The 12,550-nt window shown below is 53.1% G+C and carries 6 protein-coding genes and 1 pseudogene; 4 read left to right on the top strand and 3 right to left on the bottom strand.

Annotation, left to right across the window (positions count from 1 at the left end; translation table 11 throughout):
• Nucleotides 1–127: 127 nt before the first annotated feature.
• Entirely contained in the window at nt 128–3,919 is a 3,792-nt protein-coding gene (locus ACM1PF_RS33240; RefSeq protein WP_416670725.1) for an NB-ARC domain-containing protein, read from the top strand.
• 61 nt (nt 3,920–3,980) lie between these two features.
• Here the strand turns inward: ACM1PF_RS33240 and ACM1PF_RS33235 are convergent, their stop codons facing one another.
• Together ACM1PF_RS33235 and ACM1PF_RS33230 are read right to left on the bottom strand one after the other, a co-directional pair.
• On the bottom strand, nt 3,981–5,513 hold the full coding sequence (locus ACM1PF_RS33235) for a phytoene desaturase family protein (protein ID WP_416670724.1): 1,533 nt from the start codon (nt 5,511–5,513) through the stop codon (nt 3,981–3,983).
• Between the two features lie 194 nt (nt 5,514–5,707).
• Complete coding sequence (locus tag ACM1PF_RS33230) at nt 5,708–6,328, bottom strand: TenA family transcriptional regulator (RefSeq protein ID WP_416670722.1); 621 nt, start codon at nt 6,326–6,328, stop codon at nt 5,708–5,710.
• A gap of 312 nt (nt 6,329–6,640) precedes the next feature.
• On the opposite strand from ACM1PF_RS33230, the gene ACM1PF_RS33225 reads away from it, so the two are divergent.
• Entirely contained in the window at nt 6,641–7,309 is a 669-nt protein-coding gene (locus ACM1PF_RS33225) for a MerR family transcriptional regulator (protein ID WP_416670720.1), read from the top strand.
• A complete protein-coding gene (locus ACM1PF_RS33220; protein ID WP_416670719.1) occupies nt 7,306–9,066 on the top strand; it encodes a macro domain-containing protein in 1,761 nt (586 codons plus the stop codon). Before ACM1PF_RS33225 ends, ACM1PF_RS33220 begins: the two co-directional genes overlap by 4 nt.
• Here ACM1PF_RS33220 and ACM1PF_RS33215 read toward each other — a convergent pair.
• Nucleotides 9,067–11,179: pseudogene (locus ACM1PF_RS33215) on the bottom strand (cation:proton antiporter).
• A 181-nt stretch (nt 11,180–11,360) separates the two neighbouring features.
• On the opposite strand from ACM1PF_RS33215, the gene ACM1PF_RS33210 reads away from it, so the two are divergent.
• Entirely contained in the window at nt 11,361–12,545 is a 1,185-nt protein-coding gene (locus tag ACM1PF_RS33210; protein ID WP_416670717.1) for an AI-2E family transporter, read from the top strand.
• Nucleotides 12,546–12,550: the final 5 nt, after the last annotated feature.

Here is a 12,550-nt window from a genome sequence, read left to right as displayed (position 1 = left end):
ACGGTATAGCGTCAATGAAAATGTCAAGAACGCACAAAGCTTGCCGACTCCCTTAAAGACTGGGTGAAGGCACCAGGGATCGGTTATTGTCTATGCTATTAGTGTGTATTCCTGAACAAACGTTGCTATGTCGCTTCCGCCGTCTTCCCCGGGACATGATTTTGCTGGTATCGATCAGCAATGGGATTTAGAGCGTCTGTACGGTGATCTTGAGCAGATTAAGCAAAGAGAACTGTCAGATACTGAAAAAACTTGCCTGAAGGGATTGCTCTGCGGCCTGAGTACGACCGACATTGCTACAATTATTCCGTGTAGTTTGAAAGGATTGCGAGTCGAGCTATCGCGGGGTTTATATCGCTACATTGAACAGGTGGCTCATGAACCCGTACGGCACTGGGCTACTGTAACTAGCTTGATGGAGCGAGCGGGCTATCGCAAATCATCGATCGCCCCTGACGCTAATCCATTACCACCATCAGAAACATTACTGAGATCAAACTATGACTGGGGGGAAGCTCCGGAGGTCGCAGTCTTCTTTGGACGGACTCAGGAACTGGATCTGCTGACGCAGTGGATTGTAGACGAGCGCTGCCGGTTGGTTTCGATCCTGGGCATGGGTGGCATGGGCAAGACTCGCTTGTCTGTCCGGTTGGGGGCTGGGGGGATTGGCAAAACAGATTTGTCATTGACCCTAGCGCGAGGGATTCAAGATCAGTTTGAGTATGTAATTTGGCGATCGTTGTTGAATGCCCCCGCGATCAATGGGCTATTGGCAGACTGGATTAAAATTCTGTCTAATCAGCAGGAAACCCAGCTACCGGATGATCTGGAGGGTCGGCTGTCTCGGCTGATGTATTACCTCCGCAACCATCGTTGTCTGCTGATTCTGGATAATGTAGAAACCATTTTTCAGGGCAAGAGGCTGGCAGGAGACTACCGGGATGGCTATACCGGATATGGTCAACTATTACAGACCATTGGGGAAACCTCCCACCAAAGCTGTTTGCTGCTCACGAGCCGGGAAAAGCCAAGGGAAGTGGCCCGGATAGAAGGCAAAAACCGTTCAGTGCGATCGATGCAACTGTCGGGCTTAGATGCGATCAACGGCAAGCGCATTTTTGCTGAACTGGGCACGTTTATGGGAACGGATGCAGAGTGGCAGACCTTAGTAGAGTTGTACGATGGCAATCCCCTCGCGCTAGAATTAGCCGCCAAGCACATTGATGAAGTGTTTTTGGGTGATATTTCCGAATTTTTGGCCAACAATAACCCCATCTTTCACGATCTGCGAGAGTTACTGGACTGGCATTTCGATCGCCTTTCTCCCCAGGAACAGGAAATTGCCTACTGGTTTGCCATCAACCGCGAACCGACAACGGTTGCAGAACTGAAGGAAGATATTCTGTCTTCCACTGCCCATGCCCAGGTGGCGGAAACCCTGCAACTCTTGCAAAGACGCTTACCCCTGGAGCGTAGCAGCAATGGTTTTACCCTGCAACCCGTTTTGATTGAACACATCACCGATCGCTTAATTAACCAGGTTTGTGAAGAAATTATTCAATCAGAACCGATCACGCTCCTCGATTCCCATGCACTACTGAAAGCGACCGCTAAAGAGTATGTACGGGAGAACCAGCGGCGATTAATTTTGCATCCCATTTTAGAGCAGGCCATCACTCGTCTGGAGAATCAGGAAAATCTAGAACAACGCCTGCAAGGTTTGCTGAATCAGCTTCGGGATCATGGAAGGCTGCGATCGGGTTACGCAGGCGGGAATTTGTTAAATTTACTCTGCCAGCTTCAGGCTGATCTATCCGGGTATGACTTTTCCCATCTGATGATTCTGCAAGCCTATTTGCAGGGCATGAACGTGCAGGGTGCGAATTTTACCTCTGCGCAGTTTGCCAAATCGGTGTTTACCCAAACCTTTGGGGGGGTCTTGTCGGTGGCGTTTAGCCCCGATGGCACCTATGTTGCAACGGGTGATACCAACGGCGATATTCACCTCTGGGATGCCAAAAGCGGCAAGAAGCGGATGGGGTGTAAAGGACACACTAGCTGGGTCTGGTCGATCGCCTTCAGTCCGAACAATCAATGGTTAGCCTCTGCCAGTGATGATGGGTTGATCAAGTTATGGGAGGTGAGAACGGGCAAATGCCTGCAAGTACTGGAAAACCACACTGCTGCTGCCAACACAGTTGTCTTTAGCCCCGATGGAACGCTGCTCGCCAGTAGTGGACAGGATGCGACGGTGCAGCTTTGGCGGATTCAACCTGCGGCTCAAGAACTGTTACAACACTGGAAGGTGCTCTGTCGTACGGAACAGCGGATCTGGGCGATCGCCTTTAGTCCCGATGGTCAAACCCTGGCGGGCGGTTCGGAGGATCATCACCTCTACCTGTGGGATCTAAACACCGGAGACTGCCTGCAAACCCTTCACGGTCATACAGACTGGATTCGATCGGTTGCCTTTAGCCCCGATGGTCAGTTTTTGGCCAGTGGCAGTACGGATAGTACAATCCGACTCTGGGAAGTGGGGAGTGACCAGTGCTACCGCGTTTTGCAGGGGCATACTCAGGAAGTGACGAAAGTGACCTTCAGTGCCGATGGCCGCTATCTAGCAACCTGTAGCCATGACCAAACGCTGCGACTATGGGATATGGCATTGACGGATCCAGCAGAGCCAACCGGACAGTGCCGTAAAACGCTGCAAGGCCATACCAATCGCCTCTGGTCGGTGGCATTCAGTCCTAACGGGCAGCACCTTGTCAGTGGAGGGGACGATCACGCCACAAAGTTATGGAGTGTGAAAACGGGGCAGTGCGTTAAAACCTGGAAGGGGCACACCAATGAGGTGCTCTGTTTAGCATTGAATCCTCTGCATTCTCTGATTGCTACTGGCCATGAGGATGAAACGGTGAAATTGTGGGATATGGCCACCGGACAGGTGATCCGAACCCTGCATGGGCATCACGATCGCATCTGGGCATTGACCTTTGTACCCCAGGCGAGCTTGCGGGCGATCGGTTTGGATGAAGCAGAAGACATTTTGCTGGTGAGTGGGAGTGGAGACAGCACCCTAAAGGTATGGAACTGTCGGACGGGGCAGTGTTTGCGAACGCTGGAAGGCCATACGAGCTGGATCTGGTATGCGGTGTTCAGTCCCGACGGACAGCATCTAGTCAGCAGTAGCTATGATGCAACCTTAAAGCTATGGCAATTTCAGACTGGGGAATGCTTGAGAACCCTGGAGGGACACCAGAGTTCAGCCATTACAGCTGTATTCAGCCCCGATGGCACTCAGTTTGCCAGCAGCAGCTTTGATACAACGATCAAACGCTGGGATTTGACGACGGGAGAGTGTATACAAACCCTGGAGGGTCACGAAAATACCGTCTGGCAAACTGCGTTCAGTCCGGATGGCAAACAGTTATTGAGCTGTAGTTACGACCAAACCATCAAGCAGTGGGACATTGCCACTGGGGACTGTCTGGCAACGCTGCGGGAACATACGGCTCCGGTGGTGGTGCTGGATATTAGTCCCAATGGTCGCTACCTGGTCAGTGGTGGACTAGACTGCAACATTAAGCTGTGGGATCTACAAACTGGAACCTGTTTGCGCACCTTCTATGGGCATCAGGGAACGGTTTCGTCCCTCTGCTTCACCCCTGAAGCCAAGTGGATCGGCGATTTTTCCCCCGCCGTCGATGTAAACCCGTCAGATCCTCCTCGATTCCTCATCAGCAGCAGCTTTGATGAAACGATCAAGGTGTGGGAGGTGGCAACTGGGCAATGTCTCCACACCCTGAGAACGCCTCGCCCTTACGAAGGAATGGATATCACCCATGCCAGCGGTTTAACGGAGGCAGAGAAGGCAACGCTATATGCGCTGGGAGCGATCGAGCGATCGGAATTATAGGAGCATCAAATTAGAACATCAAATCGGAGCATCCCAGGAGCGTTCCTCTACCCCTGAAACCTCAAGCAATATCCCGCAACAGCTCTAGATGCTTGCTGACCGGAGCCAGGGTGTTGGCGGCAATCATGCCACTGGCAGCCACAGCGGGTAGCCCAATGCCGGGAAAGGTGGAATCGCCACAGCATAGAAATCCCGGTAAGGGGGTCTGGGCTGAGGGAAAGATGGACTCGCCTGCTTTCAGGGCCGGCCCGTAGGAGCCATGATGCCGTCGCAGGAACCGGGCATGGGTTAAGGGAGTCCCCACTAAAGTGACTTCACAGCGATCGCGGATATCGGGAATAATGCGCTCCAGAGCCTGCCACATCACCGCCGATCGTTCCTGCTTGAGTTGGGCATAGGCCTCACTACGGCGATCGAGTCCCTGCCAGAGGGCGTAAGGTTCATTACCAGGGGTATAAACATGGATGACGTGCTTACCGGGAGGAGCCAGGGATGGATCAATCAGGGACGGAATCGAGATCAGAACTACGTTTTGAGGAGCCGTTACTCCCTGGGCCCAATCCTGAACGGCAATGTGATGGCAGGGTAAATCCAGGGGCAACTCACCAGAGATCCCCAGGTGCAGATGCATAAAGCTATCGCATTCTGGGGTTGCCTGACGTTTTGCCAGGAAGGATTTTGGCATTGCCCCCTCAGGCAAGAGTTTAAGGGTATCCCAGACCGAAGCATTGGAAATCACTGCCTGTCTTGCCCGAATGATGTCACCATTGCGCAGCCGCACCCCGATCGCCCGGTTGCCCTCCACCAAAATGCGATCGATGTGGGCATTTAGCCGCAGTTCTCCCCCCTGTTGCTTGACTCCCCGGACTAACGCATTCACCAGGGCCGCGCTCCCGCCGATGGGATAATCCAGCTTCACCCCTGGGCGATACCAATCAGCAAACATAAATGCCATTTCTGCGGCACTGGTACCATTCGCAGGTAGCCCCGATAGCAGGAAGCACAGCAAATTTAACCAGTTGCGAATGAACGGATCCTGCACCACTTGATCCATCAGGCGGCTAAAGGCGCCAGTCAGCTTCAATCCATTGAGCGCGTGTTTCGCAACGGTAGGCAGAAAGCGGCCCAGGGTCAGTGTGGCTCCCCAATCCCACCGCATGGCCGCCGGAGGTAGGGCAACGGCTGCGGCTGCCAGAGGTTGCATCATTCGCTGTAGCTCGCGCCATTCGGCAACGGCCGATTCTCCCCGCAATTGGGCCAGGACTTCACAGAACTGATCGGCTCCTACTGACGTTTCAAACGAACCTTCCGGCAACCAGCAGCCCCAGGTGTCGTAGGTCACGCAGGGTAAGTCTGCCCCGATCGCATCGAGCACCTGACGCAGGGGATTCGGCGAAGGACTGTAGGATAAGCCCGAGTAAAGGGATGGGCCAGAATCAAACCGAAAGCCATCGCGTTCAAACCCGTGGGCCGCTCCACCGGGAATGGCATGGCTCTCACATACCACCACCCTGAATCCATAGCGCACCAGCAGGGCGGCACAGCTTAACCCGCCAATTCCACTGCCAATAATGACGACATCAGTGGTTGCCATAGGAGCTTTGCTTGAGGGTTTGCTGCATCACTGATCCGGCACCTGGTTTTTGCATTGCTTGGGTCATCAATAACTGGATCATGGATTAAATAACCTGCAACGTTTTTCTTTGCTGACTGGGCGGGCAAGATGCCCACCCCACAAGAATTTCAGATTATTAAATTTGCATTCCACTGCATCATCGATCGCGTTTGCTATCCCTCGTAGGCCATTTGCCAGAAGGCTTTTTCCAGACGGGCAACTGCTAAAAAGGCAGACTCCGCCTGCTGCTGTTCTACCTCTGAAGCCGATCGCAGCACTTGATCAGCCTGATGCTCTAACAGTTTGACATAGTCTGAGAAACCTGGATTCCCCCAGCGATCCGCAAACTCAGCGTAGGGTTCGGGCATGGCTCCTGGCAGTTGCCAACCTTGATTGTAGGAGGCTTCGATCGCCCAGAATGCAGTGGCTTGAACCGCATAGGAAGAAGAGGCAAGACCGTTCATCAACTGGCAATACTCGGAGCAGGTGGGTTGCCTGGGCACAGTCAGAATCAGTTCCCGTTCCTCTGCCTTATCTCGAAACCAGTTGAGTTCATCCTTTAAAGCAATCATGCCGCTCAACAACCCATCAAAATGCTGGACGGGGGCCGCTGCTAAAAGTCTCGCTGCCATCCGGGTGAACTCGACGACAAACAGATAATCCTGAGTCAGCCAGGTGTTGAACTGGGTGGGCTGAATTTCGCCCGTTTTACACTGCGTGAGAAAGGGATGAACGGTGGCGGCTTGCCATTCCTGGGGATGGGTTTTGAGTAACTGTTGGCAGGTTAAAGTCATGGGCTTGAAGCAAAACCGGCAAAAGGATTTACGGACTGAATCCACACTGTCCGCGCTGTCCGCACCAATGCAGTGAACTGGCTCACCTCACAGACAACCTTCAGGTATCCCTCAGGAAGGCCGCAAGCGAAGGGTCTGGAGCGATCGCCTCTGCATCAGAGTGGCAAAGTCACAGATCATAAAGTCACGATCATTATGAATCAAGCGCAAACGGTTTGCCAGTCTCCTGGAGCAAACTTGACCGCTGCGATTGAGAAATTTACAGTCAGATACGTTATTGACAATTGCAGTTGTCATGATTAACATGGTGATATGAAAACATTGCAGCAGATCGCCCAGGAACAGCCCCACTGGTCGCTGGAGGAATTTGTCAACGTAGTCAACGAGCTACTGCCCCAATTCCTGCCCGAGGAAAAGTCCCACACGCGCGTTCGGGAAGACGTAACCCCCCGTCTCGTTCGGCACTACACCAGTCAGGGAATGCTAGATGAACCCCTCAAGCAAGGACGAGAAGCCCGCTATACCTATCGTCATCTCCTGCAAGTTCTGTTTGTGCGGCGGCTACTGATTGAAGGGTATGGGGCCAGTGCGATCGATACCCTGGCGCGATCCAAAACCGATATAGAACTGGAGTCCTTACTGCAAGGTGGCATCCAACTCACCGTTGCCCCAGCCAATCCTGCCCTGGCGTTTCTGCAACAAATTCAGCAAAGACAACCAGACGCTGCCCGTTCTGCGCCGCCCAGGGTGCCCTCTACCGATCGCTCGCTCCGTTTATCTGCTGCTCCCACCCCCGCATCCCCCCCATCTCCCGCCCCCAGCCAATGGCACCGACTGGAAATCCTCCCCGGACTGGAACTCCACGTTCGGAGCGACTTTGTTATCCCTTCCACCACGCAGGAACAGCAAAATCTCCTTCAGCACATCCTGCGATCGCTCACCTCACTCATTTCTTCCAAACGGAGGTCTTCTAAATCATGACGCTACCTCGTATTGAGCTGATTCCGCTTCGCGCTGCCGTTTGTTCCGATCGCCCCACTACGCTGGATCTGGTGCTCCGAATCATACCACCAGACCCGCCGCCAACCACCCTGCAACGTCCCTCCCTTAATCTAGGTTTTGTCGTCGATCGATCGGGTTCCATGTCCGCCGACCGAAAAATTGACTATGCCCGCAAAGCCGTTTGTTATGCCATCGAACAACTTCTGCCAAACGATCGATTTAGCGTCACCATTTTCGATGATCAGGTGGAAACATTAATTCCCAGTACGCCTGCCAATCAACAATCCAGCTTCACCCGTCTGGTCAAACAAATCCGTCCCGGCGGTTCCACGTCCCTCCATGCAGGATGGGTGCAGGGGGGCATTCAGGTGAGTCAATCCCTGACGGCTGAACTCAACCGCGTGATTCTGCTGTCGGATGGTTTGGCTAATGTGGGTGAAACGAATCCCGACACGATCGCCTCGGATGTGCATGGGTTGGCGCAGCGCGGCATCAGTACCTCCACCATGGGTCTGGGGGATGACTACAACGAGGATCTGCTGGAAGCCATGGCCCGCAGTGGGGATGGCAACTATTACTACATCGCTTCCGCCGAGCAACTTCCCGCCATTTTTGAACAGGAACTTCAGGGACTGGCCGCCACGATCGGCAGGCAGGTTGCGATCAGTATCACGCCTCAAGGAGAAGTCACCGTTGCAGATGTGCTGAACGATCTGGATGAGGATCAGGGACGATTGAAATTGCCCAATTTACTTTATAGCAAACCGATCGATCTCGTTCTGCGGCTCAAGCTTCCAGCCCTGGTACAGGAAACAGCATTGTGTGAATTCCATTTAACTTGGAGCGATTCCGAGCAACAAACCCAGGAATTGCGGGCAATTCTCCAACTGCCGGTGGTCAATCACAATCAGTTGGAAGAATTTCCCTTGAATCAAGTAGTGCAGCAGCAAGTGGCGTTAATGATGGCAGCACGGGCGAAGAAGGAGGCAGTACATCTGGTTGATCAGGGGAAGTACGACAGTGCGAGTCACGTACTGCAACAAGCCAGGCGACAAATGCTTGCGTTTGACTTGCCCATGTCTGCCCCGGAAGCGGATGCCCTATCTGATCTGGAGCAAGACCTGAAGGATCGCAAGTTGGCCCGATACCGCAAGCGGGCTTCCCACCAGTCCTATAGCCGCAGCAGTATGCATAGCGGTGGTCATACTAATCTGTATTACGCTCTGGCCGGGGAGTTCGGATGGGGGATATCAGCCAGGAGGAGATCGATGCGATCGTCAATTCCACCGATCGAGATCTGTCCGATCGAGGACCGTTATCCCGAACGATTCATCAGGCGGCGGCCAGAGTTACTGGCAGCCTGTCATCAACTGAATGGCTGTGAACCTGGACAAGCCAAGATCACGCCCGGATTCGGTCTCCGTGCTCAATGGGTGATTCACACGGTTGGGCCAACCTGGCAGGGAGGTCATCAAGGCGAAGAAGAACTGCTGATTCAGTGTTATCGCAATTGTCTGAACCTGGCTGTGGCTAAAGGGATTCACTCGATCGCCTTTCCAGCCATTAGCACGGGTGTACGCGGATTTCCCCCCGATCGAGCCGCTCAGATTGCATTTACCACAGTCAGCCAATTTCTGCGTTCCAATACCGCGATCGGGATTGTCCGGTTTATTTGTTCTGATGAAGCCACCTATCAGCATTACGAAGCGGCATTTGAGCGTGTTGCCGGTCAGTAATTACTGAGCCACTCTATCCTTGAGGGAGAAGGGATAGTGAATGATGATCATGGACGTTTCCATATGGGCCGGGCGATCGCCTCGGGTGCCACTCCCAACGCCGATACGCCAAATCTTTCTGGCTGATTGCCCGCCGTCATCACCAACAGGTCATTAATTTCCAGCATCCGCGACACCTTAGGAACCAGATTTCCCTGAATTCGCTGGACGGGAGCATTGGGCGGAAGGACTAGCACTGGTTTCTCTCCTGTAGTCGCTGAATTCCAGATCGCATCCGATACCGTCCGAATCAGAATCATGGTTGCCTTCAGTTCTGTTGCCAGGGTTTGAGACAAAACCAGCGTTTGCTGAATTGTGTCAGAGGTGATGTCAGCATCGGAAATCACAAGCAGGATCCGTTGAATGGTTTTAATTGGCTGGGGAAACCGAGTCACCAGAACAGGTACGGTCGCCCGACGCACCACGCTATCCAGCACATTGCCAAAAAAGTTGTCTCGGTAGGTGGAATACCCCTTCCACCCGCAGATAATCAGGCTGGCACTACGCTCCTGAGACACCCGCACAATTCCCAGATCGATCGAACCATCTACCCGTCCGATCGGCTCTACAGGAGTAACCGCTGCATTGGCTGCCCGTTCCGCCACTGCCAACAGTTGCTCCTGCTGTATTTTCTTCTCTGGAGAAATGGGCCCCTGGGAATCATCCAGAACATGGAGGGGGAGCAGGGTTCCCTGGGAGGTTTTGGACAAAATCAGAGCCAGTTGCAGCAGGTTGTCTTCCGTGTTGGGGTTGGCGACGGGAACGAGAATGCGGTATCGTGGCGGTTCCCCTTTCCCCGTGGTAGAGACACGGCTTCTGCTCTGATCCGGTTTGCTTCTTCCCAGTTTGATGCCAGGGCCCCAACGAGCCGTCACCCAGGGGGAGGCAATACAGGTGACTAGAATCATGGCGATCGTCCCATTCACCGTCAGTTGATCCACCAGTTCGATCTGGTAAGCTACCGTAATCGCCGCCAGGGTAGAAGCCGCCTGCGCCACCGATAGACCAAACATCACCATAATGCTGGGTTTGTCGTAGCCAAATAGCTTTCCTGCCCCCAATGCTGGAATCAGTTTAGCGACGATCGCCACCAGTACCATTACCCCTGTGACCATCAGCGACTGCGGATCGCCCAGTAACACCAGGGGATCCACCAGCATTCCCACTGAAATCAGAAAAAATGGGATGAATAGGGTATTGCCAATAAACTGAATCCGGTTCATCAATGGGCTGAGTTGGGGAATGAGTTGGGTAATGGCAATTCCTGCCAGAAATGCCCCAATAATCGGCTCAATTTGAATCAGTGCCGCCACATAGGACACCACAAACAGAGTGGCGACGACAAAGGTGAACTCTGCCCCTTCATCATGGCCAAACCTCCGGAAAAACCAGCGGCCGACAATCGGTACACCCCAGAGGGTGGCGATCGTGTAAATGGTTAGAGCCGGAATCAAAAATAGCCAGAAGCCCAGATCTAAATCCCCCTGATGGGCCCGCACCACGACCGCCAACACCAGCAGGGCAAAAACATTGGTAATCAGCGTGGCTCCCAGGGTGGCAGTAACGGCGGGGGCCCGCATGATGCCTAGTTTCGTCGCAACCGGGAGGGCCAGTAACGTATGGGAAGCAAAGCAGGAAGCCACCAGCACCGCCGCCAGAAAGCTATACCCCAGCCCCATCATGGCCCCTGTCCCCAGGATCATCGGCACCGCAAAGGTAGCCACGCCAAAGATCATGGCCTTATCTGCATTGAACTTCAAGTCATCCAGACTCGTTTCCAACCCAGCCATAAACATCAGAAACAGCAGTCCGACGGTGCCTAAAAGGACGATCGTGCTATCCCGCTCCAGAACTCCAAACCCATTTGGCCAATAATCACCCCCGCCAGAATCAAACCTACAATCCCCGGCAGGCGAATCCGTTCAAACAGCAGCGGGGCAACCAGCATGATTGCCATAATGATCAAGAAAACGGCTACAGGATCAGTGACCGGATCAGAAAAAACAGAGGTTGTAAAGGACTCAGCGAGCCACTGCCAAGCATTTTCTATGGATGTCCAGAGTTCTGTCGTCATGATGATCCATCTGCCCCAAAACAGGTTCCTTCCGAGGATAAGCGATCTTGTCATTCATTCGCCCAAGGGGTTCAGCTCTTTTGACGATTCGCTCCCAACCATCCATTTCCATCCCCTGTTCTTGCCTCTTTAAAAGCACTATCCTAGAGAAGCTTTTCATCGAAGCACCTGGGATAAAACTATGAAGTTTGGGCACTGGCTTGGACTGGCTGCATTAATTCTCTCGTTTTATATCCTCTGGGAAATTCGCCAGCTCTTACTCCTGCTGTTTGTGGCGATTATCTTTGCAACAGCTCTGAATCGCCTGGTTCGGCAGTGGCAGCGTGTTGGAGTCAGCCGTGGGGTTGCTGCGGCTGTTTCGGTGATAGGGGTGCTGGCCGTTCTGACCTTGTTTATGGCCTTGATTGTGCCGCCCTTTTTAGAGCAGTTCCAACAGTTGACGTTGCTGGTGCCTCTGGGCTTACGCCAGTTAGAGCAATGGTTAGAACAATTGCTGCTGCAATTTCCAGGCGACTTTTCCGATTTTATTCCTAGCATTGGTGAGTTGTTTAATCAGGTACAGCCTTTAGCGAGTGGGTTGGCAAATAATGTAATTCGGCTGTTTTCCGGGTTTATTAACCTGACGGGAGGCACCCTGTTTGTCATCATTTTCACCGTGATGCTGTTGATTAATCCACAGCCCTACCGCCACAGCTTTATTCAGCTTGTCCCCTCCTTTTATCGCCGCCGCACGGATCAGATCCTGACGATGGGTGAAGCGGATTTGGTGAGCTGGATCATCGGTACGTTGTTTAATATGTTGGTAATTGGGGTGGTCAGTGGCATTGTGCTGTGGATTTTGGGAGTCAAATTGGTTCTGGCGAATGCGCTGCTGGCTGGATTGATGGAGGCAATTCCCAACGTTGGCCCCTTTCTCAGTGCGATTCCCCCCATTGCCATTGCCCTGCTCGACTCTCCCTGGAAAGCGATCGCCGTCCTTGTTGCGTACTTTTTGATTCAGCAATTAGAGCAATTTCTTTTGGTTCCGGTGGTCATGGGGCAACAGGTTTCGCTACTCCCAGCGATTACACTACTGTCTCAGATTGTGTTTGCGTCTTTTTTCGGTTTTTTAGGACTTTTTCTGGCCATTCCACTGGTGGTGATTGTGCGCGTTTTAGTCCGAGAAATTTTAGTGCGCGATGTGCTAGATCAATGGAAATCCACTCCAGTAGAAGTCGAAGCGGCTACTGTGTCTCATCAATTCTCGGAGCCTCCCCCCTCTGATCCATCACTCGATAGCCTGTCCGCTCCATTCCCCGCTACACTGACAAACATTCCTCCAACCAACCTGGAAGACCCGCTTTCTCCTTCACCGCAAGACCCCTAACTCGC

This window comes from Egbenema bharatensis FJBBOT/2019 (assembly GCF_048077055.1).
GTDB lineage: Bacteria > Cyanobacteriota > Cyanobacteriia > Elainellales > Elainellaceae > Egbenema > Egbenema bharatensis.
This window is presented reverse-complemented; position numbering and strand designations above follow the sequence as displayed.

Bases quoted from the DNA above. Each gene is read 5' to 3' on its own strand.
- ACM1PF_RS33240 (WP_416670725.1), top strand. From the start codon at position 128: ATGTCGCTTCCGCCGTCTTCCCCGGGACATGATTTTGCTGGTATCGAT.
- ACM1PF_RS33235 (WP_416670724.1), bottom strand. From the start codon at position 5,513: ATGGCAACCACTGATGTCGTCATTATTGGCAGTGGAATTGGCGGGTTA.
- ACM1PF_RS33230 (WP_416670722.1), bottom strand. From the start codon at position 6,328: ATGACTTTAACCTGCCAACAGTTACTCAAAACCCATCCCCAGGAATGG.
- ACM1PF_RS33225 (WP_416670720.1), top strand. From the start codon at position 6,641: ATGAAAACATTGCAGCAGATCGCCCAGGAACAGCCCCACTGGTCGCTG.
- ACM1PF_RS33220 (WP_416670719.1), top strand. From the start codon at position 7,306: ATGACGCTACCTCGTATTGAGCTGATTCCGCTTCGCGCTGCCGTTTGT.
- ACM1PF_RS33210 (WP_416670717.1), top strand. From the start codon at position 11,361: ATGAAGTTTGGGCACTGGCTTGGACTGGCTGCATTAATTCTCTCGTTT.